Here is a 17087-nt window from a genome sequence, read left to right as displayed (position 1 = left end):
GCGTCGCGATCGGCGTCCTGGCGACGCGCCTGCCCGCCGCCCTCTGAGCACGACGGCGCCCCGCCCCTCCGCGCAGGAGGGACGGGGCGCTGTCGTGGTGCGGCGCCGCTCGTCAGGCGACTCTCATGGCCGCCCGAGTCTGCGGTTCCGCCTCAGGCGACGAGCGAGCGCAGCACGTACTGCAGGATGCCGCCGTTGCGGTAGTAGTCCGCCTCACCGGGGGTGTCGATGCGCACCACGGCGTCGAACTCGACCGTCGAGCCGTCCGCCTTCGCAGCGGTGACCTTGACCGTCTCCGGGGTGGCGCCGTCGTTCAGCGCGGTGATGCCCGCGATGTCGAACGTCTCGGTGCCGTCCAGGCCGAGGGACTCGGCGTTCTCGCCGGCCGGGAACTGCAGCGGCAGCACGCCCATGCCGATGAGGTTGGAGCGGTGGATCCGCTCGAACGACTCGGTGATGACGGCCTTGACGCCCAGCAGCGCGGTGCCCTTGGCGGCCCAGTCGCGCGACGAGCCGGAGCCGTACTCCTTGCCGCCGAGCACGACCAGCGGGGTGCCCTGCGCCGCGTAGTCCTGCGCCGCGTCGTAGATGGTGTCCTGGGCGTTCTTCACGAAGTTGAACGTGAAGCCGCCCTCGACGCCGTCCAGCAGCTGGTTCTTGAGGCGGATGTTCGCGAACGTGCCGCGGATCATGACCTCGTGGTTGCCGCGGCGCGAGCCGTAGCTGTTGAAGTCCCGGCGGCCCACGCCGTGCTCGGCCAGGTACTTGCCGGCCGGGCTGTCCGCCTTGATGGAGCCGGCGGGCGAGATGTGGTCGGTCGTGACCGAGTCGCCCAGCTTCGCCAGCACGCGGGCGCCCGAGATGTCGGCGACCGGCGACGGCTCGGCGCCCATGCCCTCGAAGTACGGGGGCTTGCGCACGTAGGTGGACTCGCCGTCCCAGGAGAACGTGTCGCCCTCCGGGGTCTCCAGCGCGCGCCACCGGTCGTCGCCGGTGAACACGTCCGCGTAGTCCTTGGTGAACATGTCGCGGTCGATCGAGGCGTCGATCGTGGCCTGGACCTCCTCGGGGGAGGGCCAGATGTCGCGCAGGAACACGGGGTCGCCGGCCTCGTCACGGCCCAGCGGGTCGGACTCGAAGTCGAACTCCATCGTGCCCGCGAGCGCGTAGGCGATGACCAGCGGCGGGGACGCCAGGTAGTTCATCTTCACGTCGGGGTTGATGCGGCCCTCGAAGTTGCGGTTGCCGGACAGCACCGAGACGACGGCGAGGTCGTGCTCGTTGACGGCCTCGGAGATCTTCTCGTCCAGCGGGCCGGAGTTGCCGATGCAGGTGGCGCAGCCGTAGCCGACCAGGTGGAAGCCGAGCTTCTCGAGGTACGGCCAGAGGCCGGCCTTCTCGTAGTAGTTCGTCACGACCTGCGAGCCCGGAGCCATCGAGGTCTTGACCCACGGCTTGGACACGAGGCCCTTCTCGACGGCCTTCTTGGCCAGGAGCGCCGCGGCGAGCATGACCGACGGGTTCGACGTGTTGGTGCACGACGTGATGGACGCGATCGCGACGGCGCCATGGAAGAGGTCGAACTCCTTGCCCTCGCTGTCCGTGACGGGCACGGTGCGGCGGCCGTTCGCGTGGATCGCGGGCGAGTCGGAGGCCGGGAACGACTCCTTCTCGGCCTCGTCGACGACGTCGGTGACCTCGGGCGCGTAGACCGGCAGGTCGCGGCCGAAGGCGGCCTTCGCGTGCGAGAGCTCGATGCGGTCCTGCGGGCGCTTCGGGCCGGCGATCGACGGCACGACGGTGCCGAGGTCCAGCTCGAGGTACTCGGAGAACTTCGGCTCCACGTAGGAGTCCGAGCTCGGGTCGAGCCACAGGCCCTGCTCCTTGGCGTACGCCTCGACGAGCGCGAGCTGCTCGTCGCTGCGGCCGGTGAGGCGCAGGTAGTCCAGGGTGACGTCGTCGATCGGGAAGATCGCGGCGGTCGAGCCGAACTCGGGGCTCATGTTGCCGATGGTGGCGCGGTTGGCCAGCGGCACCTGGGCGACGCCCGCGCCGTAGAACTCGACGAACTTCCCGACGACGCCGTGCTGGCGCAGCATCTGGGTGATCGTGAGCACGACGTCGGTCGCGGTCACGCCGGCGGGGATGGAGCCCGACAGCTTGAAGCCGACGACGCGCGGGATGAGCATCGACACAGGCTGGCCGAGCATGGCCGCCTCGGCCTCGATGCCGCCGACGCCCCAGCCCAGCACGCCGAGGCCGTTGACCATCGTGGTGTGCGAGTCGGTGCCGACGCAGGTGTCGGGGTAGGCGCGGAGCACGCTCTGCCCGTCGACCTCCACCTCGCGCGTCATGATCGTGCGCGCCAGGTACTCGATGTTGACCTGGTGCACGATGCCGGTGCCCGGGGGGACGACCTTGAAGTCGTCGAACGCCGTCTGGCCCCAGCGCAGGAACTGGTAGCGCTCGTGGTTGCGCTCGTACTCGAACTCGACGTTGCGGGCGAAGGCGTCCGCGCGGCCGGCGACGTCGATCTGCACGGAGTGGTCGATGACCATCTCGGCGGGCGCGAGCGGGTTGATCCGCTTCGGGTCGCCGCCGAGCTCCGCGACGGCCTCGCGCATCGTGGCGAGGTCGACGACGCAGGGCACGCCGGTGAAGTCCTGCATGATCACGCGGGCGGGCGTGAACTGGATCTCCGTGTCGGGCTGGGCGTCCGGGTCCCAGGCGGCGACGGCGCGCACGTGGTCGGCGGTGATGTTGGCGCCGTCCTCGGTGCGCAGGAGGTTCTCGGCGAGGATCTTCAGGGAGTACGGGAGGCGCTCGGCGCCCTCGACGGCGGAGAGGCGGAAGATCTCGTAGGCCTTCCCGCCGACCTCCAGCGTTCCCTTCGATCCGAACGTGTCCACGCTGCTCACTGCGGCTCCTTCTGCGGGGCTGGCCGGCGAGGGCACCGTGCGCGCGCTGCGGCGCGACGGTTCCGACGCCGTGGTTCTGGGGGCTCCGCCCAGCGTACGCCGGGCACCTGGTCAGCATAGCCCATATATCTTGACGTCAAGATATCTCGGCGTCAGGTCCCCCGTCCCGAGCGGGCAGAGATTTTCCGTACGCCGCACGGGAACAACGGTCGTGGCCAGCGCGTTGTGCAGCTGCCTCGACCGGAAGGACGCCCATGCCGTCGCGCACCCCCACGACCTCAGCCGCAGCCGCCGACCCCACGTCCGACGACGGCACCGCCCGCGCGGACGCACCGCCCGCCCTGCCGCCGCTCACGGCCCAGGCCGAGCTGCTCCTGGCGCGCGAGGTCGTGCCGCCGGAGACGCTCTCCCCCACCGTGCTGCGCGACGCCGCCGCGGCGCTGGAACGCACGGCACCGGCCGGGTCGCTCCTGGTGGTCCACCCGCGGGTGCTGCCGCCGTCCGCGCTCGCCGGTCACCTGCGGCGCACGACGACCGTCCGCGGCGGCGCCGTGGAGCGCGCGGGCTTCGTCGTCGTGGACATGACCGACGTCGACGACTTCGCCCCCGTGCCCGGCGTCGACGTGCCGGACGCCGACGTCTACGCCGTCACCGCTCCCGACCGGGGCGACGAGATGGCGAACTGGTCGCCCGAGGAGGCGGAGCCGGCGATCGCCGCTCGCGGCCGCAGCCCCCTCACCCTCGCGGAGGGCGTCCACTGGGTGCTCCAGTCCCCCGACGTGCTCGCGCGGAACCTGTGCTTCATGACGATCGGTTCCCGGCTGCGGCGACCGGACGGCACCTACGACGCGCGCACGCCCGCCGTCTGGATCTCGAACGGGACCGGCCGCGACGGGGCCGAGCGGCGCGGCGCCCCCAAGGTGGGCTGGTGCTGGTGGCGCAACCGGCACACGTGGCTCGGCTTCGCCTCCGCCGTGGGCCGCCAGGCCTGACTCCCCCGGCCGCGGCGCTGTCGGGCCGTCAGCGGTCGAGGACGGCGACCGCCTCCACGTGGTGGGTCATCGGGAACAGGTCGAAGGCCCGCAGCCCGGTGAGCCCGTACCCGTGCCCGGCGAGGTACGCGATGTCGCGCGCGAGGGCGGCCGGGTCGCACGCGACGTAGACGACGCGGCGCGCGCCGCGGCCGGCGATCGCGTCGACGACGGACCGGCCGGCGCCGGCGCGCGGCGGGTCCAGCACGACGATGTCGGCGGCGCCCACGTCCGCCCCGGTCGCGTCGCCGTCGGCGAGCACCCTGTCCACCGCGCCGAGGTGCAGCTCGACCTGCGGCAGGTCGTGGGCGTTGCGGCGTGCGTCCTTCACGGCGCGGGCGTCGCCCTCGACCGCGACGACGCGGCCGGAGCCCCCGACGGCCGCGGCGAGCGGCACCGTGAACAGGCCGGCGCCGGAGTACAGGTCGAGCACCGTCGCCCCGTCCGCGTCGCCCACCGCGTCGAGCACGGCGCCGGTGAGCAGGTCCGGTGCCGAGCGGTGCACCTGCCAGAAGCCGTCGGCGGCCACGCGGTAGCGGTGCTCCGCGCCGCCCGCACGCACGGTCTCGGTGACCGACCGACGGGCGTTGGGGCGGGTGTCCCCGCGGCCCCGACGCCACGGCACCTCGTCGACCAGGAGGAGGGCGTCCGCGCCGTCCGCCGGTGCCACGAGCTCGAGGCGGGCGCCAGGACGCCAGCGACGGGTCCACACCTCCTCGGCGTCCGCGAGCGCCGCGACCGCGTCCGTGGCCAGCGGCATCCCGTCGAGGGGCACCACGTCGTGCGAACGGAAGCGCCGCATCCCGGCCCGCCCGTCGGCGTCGGCCACGAGGTCGACGCGGGTGCGGTAGCCGAGCCCGCCGCGCTCGTCGTCGCCGGGCGCCGCCTCCACCTCGACCTCGCGCTCGAGCTTCGCGAGCCGCTGCAGCTGCTCGGCGAGGACGGCGGCCTTCCAGCGGCGCTGCGCGGGCAGCGCCACGTGGGCGAGCTCGCCGCCGCCCACCCCGCCCGGGCCGGCCTCGGGCCAGGCGGACGGGACCCGGTCGGCCGACGCCTCGAGGACCTCGACCGCGTCGGCGCGCCAGAAGCGGCTGCCGGTCTCGGTCACCCGCGCCCGGACCCGCTCCCCGGGCAGGGTGTGGCGCACGAAGACGACGCGGCCGTCGAGCCGTGCGACGCAGTGCCCGCCGTGCGCGACGGGGCCGATCTCGAGCTCGACCTCCCGCCCGACCTCCGGGTCCGGGGTGGTGGGTCGAGGGCGCGGCGCGGAACGGCGAGGTCGGGGCATGGGCACCATTCTCCCCCGCGCCCGGTGCGGGTCGGAACGCGGCGAGAACCGCGTCCTGACCGCGTCAGAACCGGGGGCCGCGCGGCGAGGTGCCCTCGAGGCCGGTCTGGCCGGCCGACGACGAGAGCTGCCACGGCACGGACGCCACCACGACACCGGGCGTGAACAGCAGCCGCCCCTTGAGGCGCAGGGCCGACTGGTTGTGCAGCAGCTGCTCCCACCAGTGCCCGACGACGTACTCGGGGATGTACACGACGACGAGGTCGCGGGGCGAGTCGCGGCGCACGGAGCGCACGTACTTCAGCACGGGCCGCGTGATCTCGCGGAAGGGCGAGTCGAGGACGCGCAGCGGCACCGGCAGGTCCAGCGCCTCCCACCGCGCGCGCAGGTCAGCGATCTCCTCCGCGTCGACGCCGACGGTCACGGCCTCGAGCACCGACGGCCGCGACGCCCGCGCGTACGCCACGGCGCGCATGGTCGGCTTGTGGATCTTCGAGACCAGCACGATGGCGTGCACGCGGCTGGGCAGGGCGCGGGCGCCCGCGACGTCGTCGAGCTCGAGCTCGGTGCGCACCCTGGCGTAGTGGGCGCGGATCGCCTTCATGAGCGCAAAGAGCACGCCCATCGCCAGCAGGGTGATCCATGCGCCGTGCGTGAACTTCGTCGCCAGCACGATGACGAGCACCGTGGCCGTCATGACGAAGCCGACGCCGTTGACGACCCGGGAGCGCTGCATGCGGGCGCGCTCGGCGGGGTCGGGCTCCTTGCGCAGCGCGCGGGTCCAGTGCCGGAGCATGCCGAGCTGCGAGAGCGTGAACGACACGAACACGCCCACGATGTACAGCTGGATGAGGCGGGTGACCTGCGCGTCGAACGCGACGATGAGCACGATCGCGGCCACGGCGAGCGTGATGATCCCGTTGGAGAACGCGAGCCGGTCGCCGCGCGTGTGCAGCTGGCGCGGCAGGAAGCCGTCCTTGGCGAGGATCGAGCCGAGCACCGGGAAGCCGTTGAAGGCGGTGTTCGCCGCGAGCACGAGGATCAGCCCGGTGACGATCGAGATCGCCACGAACGCGGGCGTGAACCCCTGGAACACGGCCTCCGCGAGCTGGCTGAGCACGGGGTGCTGGTTGTAGTCCTCCGGCAGCGGCTGCCCGCCCACGGTGAGCTGGTCGTGCGCGTCCTCGACGTACTTCACACCGGTGGCCTGCGCGAGCAAGAGGATGGAGATCATCATCGTGGCCGAGATGCCGCCCAGCAGGGCCAGGGTGGTGGCCGCGTTGCGCGACTTGGGCTTGCGGAACGCCGGGACGCCGTTGCTGATCGCCTCCACACCGGTGAGGGCGGCACAGCCCGAGGCGAAGGCCCGGGCCAGGAGGAACGCCCCCGCCAGGCCGGTGAGCCCCTGGTCGAAGCCCGCCTCGGGCGTCATCTCGAACCCGGCGCTCTCCGCCAGCGGCAGGTCGCCCGCGAAGAACCGGATCGCCCCCACCACGGCGAGGAGGCCCACGAGGGCCATGAAGCAGTAGGTCGGGATCGCGAACACCGTGCCCGACTCGCGCACGCCCCGCAGGTTCATCACCGTGAGGATCACGACGACCACCACGGCGAACAGCGCCTCGTGCCCCCGCAGGAACGGCAGGGCCGACGCCGCGTACTGCGCCCCCGACGAGATCGACACCGCCACCGTGAGGACGTAGTCGACGAGCAGGGCGGAGGCGACGCCGATGCCGGCCGACGGCCCGAGGTTCGTCGTCGCGACCTCGTAGTCGCCGCCGCCCGAGGGGTAGGCGCGCACGTTCTGGCGGTACGACGACACCACCACGAGCAGCACGACGACGACGCCGAGACCCACCCACGGGGAGATCGTCGTCGCGGCGATGCCGGCGACGGCCAGGGTCAGGAGGATCTCGTCCGGCGCGTACGCGACCGACGACAGCGCGTCCGACGCGAAGACCGGCAGCGCGATGCGCTTGGGCAGCAGGGTGTGCCCCAGGTTCTCGCTGCGCACGGGGCGCCCGATGAGGAGCCGTTTGGCAGCGTCCGCGATGTCCGACACGTCGAGCAATGCTATGCCCGGCACGCCCCGCGGGCGCGCGCGTCCCGTCGCGGCGTCCGTGGCGATGTCGAGGGGCCCCGCGAGGTATAGCGTTTCGCCCGTGCACTTCGTGATCATGGGCTGCGGCCGCGTCGGTTCGACGCTCGCGCAGACGATCGAGTCCCGCGGCCACTCCGTGGCCGTCGTCGACCAGAACCCCGACGCGTTCCGCCGTCTCCCGGCCGGATTCTCCGGGCAGAAGGTGACGGGCGTCGGCTTCGACCGGGACACGCTCGTCCAGGCCGGTATCGAGGACACGTACGCCTTCGCCGCCGTGTCCGACGGCGACAACTCCAACGTGCTCGCCGCGCGGGTCGCGCGCGAGACGTACGGCGTCGAGAACGTCGTGGCCCGCATCTACGACCCCCAGCGCGCGGAGATCTACCAGCGCCTCGGGATCCCGACGGTCGCGACCGTGCGCTGGACGGCCGACCAGGTGCTGCGCCGCATGCTCCCGCTCGGCGCCACCGACGAGTACCGCGACCCGTCCGGGCAGGTGCGCCTCGCACAGATCGACTACCACCCCGGCTGGGCCGGCCTGACGGTGCACCGCATCGAGGAGGCCACCGGCGCGCGCGTCGCCTTCCTGTCGCGCTACACCGACGGCATCCTGCCGACGCCCGGCTCCGTGCTGCAGGAGAACGACGTGCTGCACGTCCTCATGCGCGCCGACGACGCGGCCGCCGTCGAGCGGGTCCTCACCCACGAGCCGCGGCGGGAGAGCTGATGCGCGTCGTCGTCGCCGGGGCCGGGTCGGTCGGCCGGTCCATCGCCCGGGAGCTCCTCTCGCACGACCACGACGTCGTGCTCATCGACAAGAACCCCGCCGCGATGCGGGTGGCGCAGGTGCCCGAGGCCGACTGGCTCCTCGCCGACGCCTGCGAGCTGTCCTCGCTGGAGGCCGCCGACGTCACGAGCGCGGACGTCGTCGTCGGCGCCACCGGCGACGACAAGGCCAACCTCGTCTTCTCGCTGCTGTGCAAGACCGAGTTCGGGGTGCCCCGCACCGTGGCGCGGGTCAACAACCCGAAGAACGAGTGGATGTTCGACGGCTCCTGGGGCGTCGACGTCGCCGTGTCGACCCCGCGGATCATGACCGCGATGGTCGAGGAGGCCGTGGCCGTCGGGGACCTGGTGCGGATCTTCACCTTCCACCAGTCCGGCGCGGACATCGTCGAGGTGACCCTGCCGGACGACTCGCCGCTCGTGGGGGCCCGCGTCGGCTCCGTCGTCTGGCCGACGGACACCGTGCTGGCGTGCATCGTGCGCGGCGCGCAGCCGCTGGCGCCGACCGTGGACGACACGCTCGAGACCGGCGACGAGCTGGTCCTCGTGATGGGCAGCCAGGCCGACGAGGAGTCCCTCCAGCACCTGCTCGCCCACGGCGGTCCGGCCGTCCCCGCCGTCGCGGCGGGCGACCCGCTCGTGGCGCCCGAGCTCGCCGTGCCGGACGGCGCCGACGACGAGCTCGACGGGTCCGAGGACGGCCGCTAGCCCTCCCGCGTGGCGGCCGGCCCGGCCGGCTGCGCCGCGGGGCGCCCGGCGTGCGCGCCGCGCACGACGACCCAGGTGAGCCAGAGGACCAGGCCCCACAGCGGGACGCCCAGCACCAGGTGGGCCGTGCCCAGCCAGCCGACGCTGTCGGCGAAGTACAGCGGCACCTTGACCGCCAGGCGCACCGCGAACAGCCCCGCCCAGAACCAGGTGGCGAGGGTGTAGCGCCGGACGAGCTCCGGGTCCCTGCGCCAGGCGACCAGCGCAGCGAGAGGGTTCGCGGTGTCGGCGCCGGGCGTGGTGGCCCCGGCCCGGGCCCGCTCGTCGTCGTGACGGGCGCGCTCGCCGGCGGCGTCGGCGAACCCGCCACGCACCGCCTCGACCACGAGGCCGACCACGGGCCAGCGCACCGCCAGCGACACGAGGATGGCCGCGAGGTACGCGGCGTTGGTCCACAGACCCCACACGTAGAAGTTCTGGGCCTCGCCGGACCTCCAGGCCCAGAACACGCCCACGCCGATGCCGAGCAGGCCGCCGAGCGCCTGCGTGATCGGCGTGCGCTGCGCGAGGCGGGCCACGACGGCGACGAGCGCCGCGCCGACGGAGGCCACCAGCGCCCACGTCAGGGCGGCGCGCTCGTCGCCGCCCATCGACGCGACGACGTAGATGACCACGAAGAGCAGCCCGGGCAGCACGGCCTCGACCACGCCGCGCACGCCACCGACGGCCTGCCCGAACGAGAACTCCTCGCCCGTGACCGCCCGCACCCCGCGTCCGTCGGCGGTGGGGGCCGTGGGGCGACCCGGGTCGGTGGGACCGGTCGGCTTCCCCGCCGCGGGATACCCGTCGCTCACTCGCCGGCCCGCGCGCGCAGCTCGTACCGGGGGTTGAACATCGTGCGCCGCCCGTCGATGTCGCACACCAGTCCCTCGACGCGGATGCGGCGGCCCGGGTCGATGCCCGCGATGGCCCGGCGCCCGAGCCACACGAGGTCGAGGGAGCCGGAGCCGTCGTACAGCTCCGCCTCCACGGTCGGCACCCCCTCGCGGGGGCGCAGCACGACCGAGCGGAGCACGCCGGCCGCGCTCGCCCGACGGCGGTCACCCAGGTCGGCGACCGGCGTGCAGCCGCGGTGGGCCGCGGCCTCGTGGCGTTCCTCGTCGGCGGCAACCTCGTCGGCCGAGGCCAGCGCGTGCCGGACGGCGGTTCGCAGGGACATCAACAGCTCCAGGCTGGTGGACGGGCCGGCCTCGCGGCCGGGTCGCTCACCGGATCTCGGTGATCTCCGGCCCGCGGGTCAGCGGGTCGAACGACGGTGTCTGCGGCGCGGCGCCCTCGGGCCCCGCGGTGGTGTCCTCGCCCGGCGCGTCGCCCTGGCGCGCACTCTTGGGCAGGGTCAGCGTGAGCAGGTCGCGCGGCGGGCGGGGGTTGCCGTCCCGCACCACGACGACGTTCGCGAACACGGACTCGAGCTGCTTCGCGGCCTCGGGGTCCACCGCGGCACGCCCCGACAGCACGCCGCGTAGGAACCAGCGCGGCCCGTCCACGCCCACGAAGCGGGCGGGACGCACGGCAGGCTTGCCGTCGGGTCCGGTGGCCGGGATGCGCGCGATGAGCTCGCGCCCGAACGTGCCGGGCACGTCGTCGACCGTGCCGCCCTGGCGCGTGATGGACGACCCGATCTCGGCGCGCACCTCGTCCCAGATGCCCGCCGTGCGGGGGGCCGCGAACGCCTGGACCTGCAGGCCGGAGCCGTTGAGGGTCGCGGACACCCCGGTGACCTTCTGGGTCTTCTTGTCGACCTCCATGCGCAGCTCCAGGCCGGGCAGGACGGGCAGCCAGACGGCGCCGAGGTCCACGCGGGGCCCCATGCCCGTCACCTGGGTCGAGTCGAACGGGCCGCGCTCGGGACGCTCCGCCGCGCCCTCGTCGGTGCCGGGGCCGTCGCCGGTGGCGGGCGCCGCGGCCTCCGCGGTCGCGGGCTCGCGGGCCTCGTCGGTCCCCTTCTTCGACGCGTTGCGCCGGAACAGCCCCACGGAGGATCTCCTTCTCGTCGTCCTGCTCGCCCGGCGGCCGGACGAGCCCTACCCAACTCCCACAGTAGACCGGTTCGCGCGCGCCTCCGGTCCGTGCCCGGGGTCGTCAGCCGCCGGCGAAACCGCCGCTCGAACCGAACCCGCCCTCGCCCCGGTGCGAACCCGGCAGCGTCGTCGCCACGAGGAAGCGGGCGTGCTCCACCCGCTGCACCACGAGCTGCGCCACCCGGTCGCCGCGGCGCAGCCGCACCGGCTCGGCGACGTCGGTGTTGAGGAGCACCACCTTGATCTCCCCGCGGTACCCCGCGTCGATGGTGCCGGGCGCGTTCACCACGGTCACCCCGTGCTTCGCGGCGAGGCCGGAGCGCGGGTGCACGAACGCCGCGTACCCCTCGGGCAGCGCGATCGCCACCCCGGTGGGCACGACGACCCGGCCCTGCGGAGGGATCTCGACGTCGACCGTGGTCACGAGGTCCGCGCCCGCGTCGCCCGGGTGCGCGTACGCGGGGGTGGGCACGTCGTCGAGCAGCGTGACGAGGACGTCGACGGTGCTCGGGTCTGGGCCCGGCTCGGTGCTCGGCTCGGTGCTCACATGGCTGGCGGTGTCAGGCACCCGGGAAGCGTAGCCGACCGGCGGGCGGCGCACCGGCGTCCTCCGCGCCGTCCGGACCGGGACGGAACCGCGGCGCGGTGCTGGGATGATGGGCCCATGAGCGAGCACGCAGCCCACCCGCCCACCGTCACCGGCCCGGCCTTCCGGGAGCGGCTGACCCCCGGACCGGCGGCCTGGTGCGGCGCCGTCGGGCTGGGCGTGATCGTCGGGGTGACCCTCTGGCCGCTGGCGCACGCGGTCGCGGCGGTCGTCGGGGTGCTCGCTGCGGCCGCGACCCTCGCGGCCCTCGTCGCGACCGCGCCCGTCATCGAGGTCGCGGACGGGCGGCTGCGCGCCGGCAAGGCCCAGATCGCCCTCGACCTCCTCGGCGAGGTGACCACGATGGACGACGCCGAGGCGATGCGCACCGCCCTCGGACCGGCGCTCGACGCCCGCGCGTTCGTCTGCCTGCGCGCGTGGGCACGCACCGGCCTGCGCGTGGACCTCGAGGACCCGCTCGACCCCACGCCGTACTGGCTGCTGTCGACCCGGCGGCCGCAGGAGCTGGCCGCCGCGCTGGCACGCTGAGCCCCGACGCACGCCGTCGCGCCGGGAACGACGAAGGCCGTCACGTCCTCGACGTGACGGCCCGTGTCGTCCGTGGTGCTGGCGCCCCGACCTTCGGTCAGGCGGCGCACTCCGTGCAGATCATCTGACCGTTCTTCTCGTAGGCCAGCTGGCTGCGGTGGTGGACGAGGAAGCAGCTCGTGCAGGTGAACTCGTCGGCCTGGCGGGGCAGGACGCGGACCGCGAGCTCCTCGCCGGACAGGTCGGCGCCAGGAAGCTCGAAGCCTTCCGCGGCCTCCGTCTCGTCCTCGTCGACGACACCCGACGACTTGTCGGAACGACGCGCCTGGAGCTCCTGGATCGAGTCCTGCTCCACGTCCTCGTCGTTCTTGCGGGGGGCGTCGTAGTCGGTTGCCATCTGTGTGGTCACGCTCCGTGATGTCGGGATCGGTACGCGCTGATAATGCTCGGTGACCGGGTTTTGTTCCCGGTCGGCCCACGGATTGTGCACCATTTCGGGCGGCCGCGCGACACCACGAGCTGTTCCTCGTGTCACAGCGCGACGATCGGCCGCTGACCTGCAGCGACGCACCCGCACGGCGCGGTGTTCGCCCTCGGCGAGACCGGCGGGCTGACGCAGTTTTTCACCCCGGCGCGCGGGCGTGGAACGACCGAACCCGGTCAGCCCCTCAGCCGCGCGCGACGTCCTCCGGACGGTCGGCGTCGGCGTGCTCGAGCCACCGGACGAGCTCCGTCACGACCGGGGTCGCTCCCGCGACCGTCATGGCGCTGCCCGGGCCCCGCCCGCGCAGCCCGCCGACCCAGGCCCCGGCCTCCGCGGCCACGAGAGCGCCGGCCGCCAGGTCCCACGGGTTGAGCCCGCGCTCGTAGTAGAGGTCGAGCGCGCCCTCCGCGAGCAGGCACAGGTCGATCGCCGCGGAGCCGATCCGCCGGATGTCGCGCACCCGGGGCAGGACGTCGACGAGGACCTCGGCCTGGCGCGCCCGCCGCTCGGGCGCATAGCCGAAGCCCGTGCCCACCAGCGACCGGGAGAGGGCGTCCGGCCGGCTCACGCGCAGGGCGCGCCCGTCGCGCTCGGCCCCACCGCCGCGCGCCGCCGTCCAGGTGCGCCCGTCGACCACCGAGTGCACGCAGCCCGCGAGCGCCGTCCACCGCTCCGGGTCGGCGGGCCCGGCCACGACCGCCACCGAGACCGCGTAGGACGCGACGCCGTACAGGTAGTTGACCGTGCCGTCGATCGGGTCGAGCACCCACGTGAGCCCGGAGGTGCCGGGGACGTCGTCGCCCTCCTCGCCGAGGATCGCGTCGTCCGGCCGCTCCTCGGCCAGCCGGCGCCGCAGCAGCGCCTCGACCGCCCGGTCCATGTCCGTCACCGGGTCGACGTCGGAGGACTTGGTCGCGGCGACCTCGACCCGCTCCGGGCGTCCGTCGCGCACCAGGGCTCCGGCCTCGAGCGCGAGGCTGCGGGCCAGCGCCCGCAGCGCCTCGACGTCGACACCGATCTCGATGCCGGTGTCGCGTCCGTCGGTCTGGTCCCCGGTCGCCGCTCGTTCGTCCACGGCCTACATCTTGCCCGACCGTCGCCCCCACCGGGCGGTCCAGCCGGGGCCCGGGTGCGGCACGGTCCACCCGCGCGCGAGCGACGCGATGCGGAACCCGAAGACGAGGGCCACCACCCCGAGCGCGGTCCACAGCTGCAGCACGTCCTCGTGCCAGAGCAGCGCGGTGAGGCCGGCGCCCACGAGCGCGGGCACGGCGTAGAGCTGCCGGTCGGCGAAGACGAGCGGCACCTCGCCCACGAGGACGTCCCGCAGGATCCCCCCGCCCACGGCGGTGAGGACCCCGACCACCACGGAGGCGAGCACGCCCGCACCGAGGTCGAGCGACTTCGTCGTGCCCTGGAGCACGAACAGCGACAGCGCGGCGGCGTCGAGCACCAGGATGGAGCGCCGCATCCGCTCCAGCCCCGGGTGGAAGAAGAAGATGATGACGCCCGCGGCGAGCGCGGCCAGCACGAGCCGCCAGCTCGAGATGCCGACCGGCGGCGTGTCGCCGATCAGGACGTCGCGCAGGATCCCGCCCCCGAGCCCGGTCACCCACGCGAGCACGAGGACGCCGAACGCGTCGAACCGTTTGCGCACGGCGGCGAGCCCTCCCGAGACCGCCGCGACGAAGACGGCGACGAGCTCCAGGTAGGAGACCGGGCCGGAGGTGAACGCGTCCACGGGACGTCATCCTCCCAGGCCCTCCCGCCCGGGGCGCGCCAATCGACGGCACACCGACGCGCCTGCGCGGCACCGCCCCGCGCCGGTGGCACCCTCGAACAGGCGGACCCGCCCCGACGGAGTTCCCGAGGGCGACCTGTGAGGGAGGAAGCATGGCCGAGCTCGAGCTCGTGAGGCTGCACGAGGACGGTGAGCGCCTGGTCCTGCGCGGCCCCGGCGGCACCGAGAGCACGCTGCCCATCACGGAGGCGCTGCGCGCCGCGGTGCGACGCGACCGACCGCGCACGGAGGCGCTGCGCGCCCAGGCGGCCACCACCCTGCGCCCCCGGGACCTGCAGGCCCGCCTGCGCGCCGGGGCGACGGTCGAGGAGCTGGCCGAGGAGTCCGGGCTCCCCGTCGACCACGTGCAGCGCTACGAGTGGCCCGTGGCCGCGGAGCGCGACCACGTCATCGGGCAGGTGCGCGCCCACCGGCTGCCGGGCGACGACGAGACGACGACCCTCGGGGAGGTCGCCGACACCCGGCTGGCCGCCCGCGGCGTCACGACCGACGAGGCTCTCTGGTCGGCCCGTCGCGACGGCACCGCGCCCTGGGTGGTCGAGGTGCGGTTCTCCGCCGGCGACCGCGACCGGTCGGCGCGCTGGACCTTCGACCCCAAGGGCCGCGTCGTGACGGCGCTCGACGACGAGGCGCGCTGGCTCGGCCAGCCGGACGACCCGGTCTCCCCCGACGTGCTGGGCGTGCCGTCGACGGGCGGGCGTGCGGTCACGTCCCGCCGGCACGTGGACGACGACACCACGGCGCTGCTCCTGGACGACCTCGCCGGACGCCGCGGGCAGCGGCCCGGCGACCGCCGCAGGACGCCCGCCCGCACGGCGGCGGACGACGTGCCACCCGCGCCGGAGCCGATCCCCGTCGGCCACGTCAGCGCTCCCCCGGTCGACGCGCCCCCCGTGGCGCCGGAGCCGGAGCACGCCGACCCGGCCGGCGCGAGCGTGGTCGACCTCGGGTCGCGCCGCGCGGGCCTGCGCCCGACGACGCCCGACCGCTCCACCCACCCGTCGTCGGCGCGTCGGCCGATGCCCGGAGTGCTGCCGCTCGACCACGACGACGACGGGGCCGACGACGGGGCCGACCGGGCCGGGGCTGCGGACACCCGCCCGGACGCCAGGCAGGACGCACGGTCCGACGTGGTCGACGACGCGCCCGCACCGAGCGGGCCGCCCGCGCAGGGGCCCGCCGGGCCGCAGCCGGCCGCGCCGGCACCGCGGAGCGACAAGCCCGCCGGGGGGCGACGGCCCGGTCGCAAGGGCCGCGCCCAGGTGCCGAGCTGGGACGAGATCGTCTTCGGCGGCGGCCGCCCGTCGTCCTGACCTCGCCCGGCCCCGTCCTGTCCCGTCCTGTCCCGCTACGCGCCGTCGCCCAGGTCGAGCTGGTCGGTGACCGACGCGCGCCGGCGGGCGTCGGCCTGCGTCATGCGCCGCATGTGGTGGCGCCGGCACAGCACCTCGTAGGACACCGGGCCGCCGTCGGGCGCGCCCGCGACGTCGCCGACCACCACCTGGTCGCCCTCGACGACCATGACGCCGCCCACGGTGCGGGCGTTGTGGGTGGCCCGCGCGCCGCACCAGCACAGGGACCGCACCTGGAGCTCCTCGACGCGATCGGCGAGCTCGATGAGACGGGCGGCGCCGGGGAACAGCCGCGTGCGGAAGTCGGTGGTGATGCCGAACGCGAAGACGTCCAGCTCCACCTCGTCGACGAGGCGGGCCAGCTGCTCCACCTGGGCCGGGGAGTAGAACTGCGCCTCGTCGCACACGAGGTAGTCCACGACCCGACCGGCCTGCCGCTCGGCGGCCACGACGTCCCAGAAGTCGGTGTCGTCGGTGACCTCGCGGGCGTCGACCTCGAGGCCGAGCCGCGACGACAGCCGGGACGTGCCGGCGCGGTCGTCGCGCGTGAAGATCAGACCGGTCCGCCCGCGCGCCGCGTGGTTGTGGTCGGTCTGCAGCGCCAGCGTCGACTTGCCGCTGTCCATGGTCCCGGAGAAGAAGACGAGCTCGGCCATGGGCAGATCCTGTCAGACCCGTGCCCCGTGCCGGGCCGGCGCCCGCGGCCTACTGCCCGACGCGCCCGTCCACGCACTCCCGCAGCAGGTCCGCGTGCCCGCAGTGCCGCGCGTACTCCTCGACGTGGCCGAGCAGCAGCTCGCGCAGCGAGATCTCGCCGCCCGGCTCCGCGCCCAGGTCGGAGAAGCCGGCGTTCGTGCTGCCGAGGTCGTCGAAGCCGTCGACCATGCGGTCGGTGGCGGCCATCTCCTCGTGCCAGCTCCGGAACGCCTCCGCGACGACGGCGGGGTCGGCCACCGCGCCGTCCCAGTCGCCGTCGCGGTGCGTCTCGCTGCGGTACAGCCACGGCGCGTCCTCGCCGGTCATGATGCGGCGCACGTGCCGCTCGTCCTCCGTGAGGTGGCGCACCAGTCCGAGCAGCGACATCGTCGACGGCGGCACCGAGCGGCGGGCGAGCTGCTCGGCGTCCAGGTCGGCGCACTTCATCTCGACGGTGAGCCGGTACGAGCGGAGCGAGTCGAGCAGGATCGCCCGTTCGTCGACCAGCTCGACGTCGCTCTCGCGCGGGTCGTCGTCCGGGTCCACCCACATGTCGGGGTAGACGGTGGCGCGGGTCCAACGGGACTCGGGCGCAGGGTCCTGCTCGCGGGGCTCCATCTCGGCATCGTGACACCCGCGACGCGGGCGCGCCACGGCTTTCCGCGCCACGGCTTTCCGCGCCGTGCTCGTGCCGTGCTCGTGCCGTGCT

At 74.3% G+C, this 17087-nt stretch carries 17 protein-coding genes; 5 read left to right on the top strand and 12 right to left on the bottom strand.

Translation table 11 applies throughout. The annotated features are described in order from the left end of the window. Positions 1-152: 152 nt before the first annotated feature. Entirely contained in the window at positions 153-2918 is a 2766-nt protein-coding gene (gene acnA, locus ACFQ8E_RS13660; RefSeq protein WP_430551102.1) for an aconitate hydratase AcnA, read from the bottom strand. Positions 2919-3172: 254 nt separating this feature from the next. Between acnA and ACFQ8E_RS13655 the strand changes: the two genes are divergently transcribed. Further along, positions 3173-3910: a DUF5701 family protein gene (locus tag ACFQ8E_RS13655; protein WP_430551101.1), complete on the top strand. Its 738-nt coding sequence runs from the start codon at positions 3173-3175 to the stop codon at positions 3908-3910. A 28-nt stretch (positions 3911-3938) separates the two neighbouring features. On the opposite strand, the gene ACFQ8E_RS13650 is transcribed toward ACFQ8E_RS13655, so the two are convergent. Together ACFQ8E_RS13650 and ACFQ8E_RS13645 are read right to left on the bottom strand one after the other, a co-directional pair. Then, positions 3939-5237, bottom strand: coding sequence for a class I SAM-dependent RNA methyltransferase (locus tag ACFQ8E_RS13650; protein WP_430551100.1), 1299 nt, complete (start codon positions 5235-5237; stop codon positions 3939-3941). A 64-nt stretch (positions 5238-5301) separates the two neighbouring features. Continuing rightward, positions 5302-7296: an APC family permease gene (locus tag ACFQ8E_RS13645; RefSeq protein ID WP_430551099.1), complete on the bottom strand. Its 1995-nt coding sequence runs from the start codon at positions 7294-7296 to the stop codon at positions 5302-5304. 115 nt (positions 7297-7411) lie between these two features. On the opposite strand from ACFQ8E_RS13645, the gene ACFQ8E_RS13640 reads away from it, so the two are divergent. Beyond that, the gene (locus tag ACFQ8E_RS13640) at positions 7412-8062 is read left to right on the top strand and encodes a potassium channel family protein (protein ID WP_430551268.1); all 651 of its coding nucleotides are present in this window, start codon (positions 7412-7414) and stop codon (positions 8060-8062) included. Continuing rightward, on the top strand, positions 8062-8829 hold the full coding sequence (locus tag ACFQ8E_RS13635) for a potassium channel family protein (RefSeq protein WP_430551098.1): 768 nt from the start codon (positions 8062-8064) through the stop codon (positions 8827-8829). Before ACFQ8E_RS13640 ends, ACFQ8E_RS13635 begins: the two co-directional genes overlap by 1 nt. On the opposite strand, the gene ACFQ8E_RS13630 is transcribed toward ACFQ8E_RS13635, so the two are convergent. From ACFQ8E_RS13630 to dut, 4 genes are all read right to left on the bottom strand, one after another. After that, positions 8826-9596: a DUF3159 domain-containing protein gene (locus tag ACFQ8E_RS13630; RefSeq protein ID WP_430551097.1), complete on the bottom strand. Its 771-nt coding sequence runs from the start codon at positions 9594-9596 to the stop codon at positions 8826-8828. The genes ACFQ8E_RS13635 and ACFQ8E_RS13630 overlap by 4 nt on opposite strands. 83 nt (positions 9597-9679) lie before the next feature. After that, on the bottom strand, positions 9680-10048 hold the full coding sequence (locus ACFQ8E_RS13625; RefSeq protein ID WP_429729800.1) for an OB-fold nucleic acid binding domain-containing protein: 369 nt from the start codon (positions 10046-10048) through the stop codon (positions 9680-9682). Between the two features lie 46 nt (positions 10049-10094). Beyond that, entirely contained in the window at positions 10095-10865 is a 771-nt protein-coding gene (locus tag ACFQ8E_RS13620; protein WP_430551096.1) for a DUF3710 domain-containing protein, read from the bottom strand. A 106-nt stretch (positions 10866-10971) separates the two neighbouring features. Next, the gene (gene dut, locus ACFQ8E_RS13615; RefSeq protein ID WP_430551267.1) at positions 10972-11457 is read right to left on the bottom strand and encodes a dUTP diphosphatase; all 486 of its coding nucleotides are present in this window, start codon (positions 11455-11457) and stop codon (positions 10972-10974) included. A gap of 117 nt (positions 11458-11574) precedes the next feature. On the opposite strand from dut, the gene ACFQ8E_RS13610 reads away from it, so the two are divergent. Next, positions 11575-12045 (top strand): DUF3093 domain-containing protein, encoded by a 471-nt coding sequence (locus ACFQ8E_RS13610; RefSeq protein WP_430551095.1) that lies wholly within the window; start codon positions 11575-11577, stop codon positions 12043-12045. Between the two features lie 97 nt (positions 12046-12142). Here ACFQ8E_RS13610 and ACFQ8E_RS13605 read toward each other — a convergent pair whose 3' ends face one another. The 3 genes from ACFQ8E_RS13605 to ACFQ8E_RS13595 form a co-directional block, all read right to left on the bottom strand. Further along, positions 12143-12442, bottom strand: a complete 300-nt coding sequence (locus tag ACFQ8E_RS13605; protein ID WP_429729811.1) for a DUF4193 domain-containing protein — start codon at positions 12440-12442, stop codon at positions 12143-12145. Positions 12443-12713: 271 nt separating this feature from the next. Further along, a complete protein-coding gene (locus ACFQ8E_RS13600) occupies positions 12714-13553 on the bottom strand; it encodes an inositol monophosphatase family protein (RefSeq protein ID WP_430551266.1) in 840 nt (279 codons plus the stop codon). A 54-nt stretch (positions 13554-13607) separates the two neighbouring features. After that, positions 13608-14270: a trimeric intracellular cation channel family protein gene (locus ACFQ8E_RS13595; RefSeq protein ID WP_430551094.1), complete on the bottom strand. Its 663-nt coding sequence runs from the start codon at positions 14268-14270 to the stop codon at positions 13608-13610. A 152-nt stretch (positions 14271-14422) separates the two neighbouring features. On the opposite strand from ACFQ8E_RS13595, the gene sepH reads away from it, so the two are divergent. Further along, positions 14423-15643 (top strand): septation protein SepH, encoded by a 1221-nt coding sequence (gene sepH / locus ACFQ8E_RS13590; protein ID WP_430551093.1) that lies wholly within the window; start codon positions 14423-14425, stop codon positions 15641-15643. 35 nt (positions 15644-15678) lie between these two features. Here sepH and ACFQ8E_RS13585 read toward each other — a convergent pair whose 3' ends face one another. Beyond that, complete coding sequence (locus ACFQ8E_RS13585; protein WP_430551092.1) at positions 15679-16338, bottom strand: thymidine kinase; 660 nt, start codon at positions 16336-16338, stop codon at positions 15679-15681. 49 nt (positions 16339-16387) lie between these two features. Further along, positions 16388-16996, bottom strand: a complete 609-nt coding sequence (locus tag ACFQ8E_RS13580) for a DinB family protein (protein WP_430551091.1) — start codon at positions 16994-16996, stop codon at positions 16388-16390. Positions 16997-17087: the final 91 nt, after the last annotated feature.

The sequence above is a fragment of the Isoptericola sp. NPDC056573 genome (assembly GCF_042793335.1).
In the GTDB taxonomy this organism is placed as follows: Bacteria; Actinomycetota; Actinomycetes; order Actinomycetales; family Cellulomonadaceae; genus Isoptericola.
The sequence above is the reverse complement of the archived record's forward strand: the minus strand, read 5'-3'. Positions and strand labels throughout refer to the sequence as shown.

Coding starts and splice junctions, on each gene's coding strand:
- ACFQ8E_RS13655 (WP_430551101.1), top strand. CDS start 3,173: ATGCCGTCGCGCACCCCCACGACCTCAGCCGCAGCCGCCGACCCCACG.
- ACFQ8E_RS13650 (WP_430551100.1), bottom strand. CDS start 5,237: ATGCCCCGACCTCGCCGTTCCGCGCCGCGCCCTCGACCCACCACCCCG.
- ACFQ8E_RS13640 (WP_430551268.1), top strand. CDS start 7,412: ATGGGCTGCGGCCGCGTCGGTTCGACGCTCGCGCAGACGATCGAGTCC.
- ACFQ8E_RS13635 (WP_430551098.1), top strand. CDS start 8,062: ATGCGCGTCGTCGTCGCCGGGGCCGGGTCGGTCGGCCGGTCCATCGCC.
- ACFQ8E_RS13625 (WP_429729800.1), bottom strand. CDS start 10,048: ATGTCCCTGCGAACCGCCGTCCGGCACGCGCTGGCCTCGGCCGACGAG.
- ACFQ8E_RS13610 (WP_430551095.1), top strand. CDS start 11,575: ATGAGCGAGCACGCAGCCCACCCGCCCACCGTCACCGGCCCGGCCTTC.
- ACFQ8E_RS13605 (WP_429729811.1), bottom strand. CDS start 12,442: ATGGCAACCGACTACGACGCCCCCCGCAAGAACGACGAGGACGTGGAG.
- sepH (WP_430551093.1), top strand. CDS start 14,423: ATGGCCGAGCTCGAGCTCGTGAGGCTGCACGAGGACGGTGAGCGCCTG.
- ACFQ8E_RS13585 (WP_430551092.1), bottom strand. CDS start 16,338: ATGGCCGAGCTCGTCTTCTTCTCCGGGACCATGGACAGCGGCAAGTCG.
- ACFQ8E_RS13580 (WP_430551091.1), bottom strand. CDS start 16,996: ATGGAGCCCCGCGAGCAGGACCCTGCGCCCGAGTCCCGTTGGACCCGC.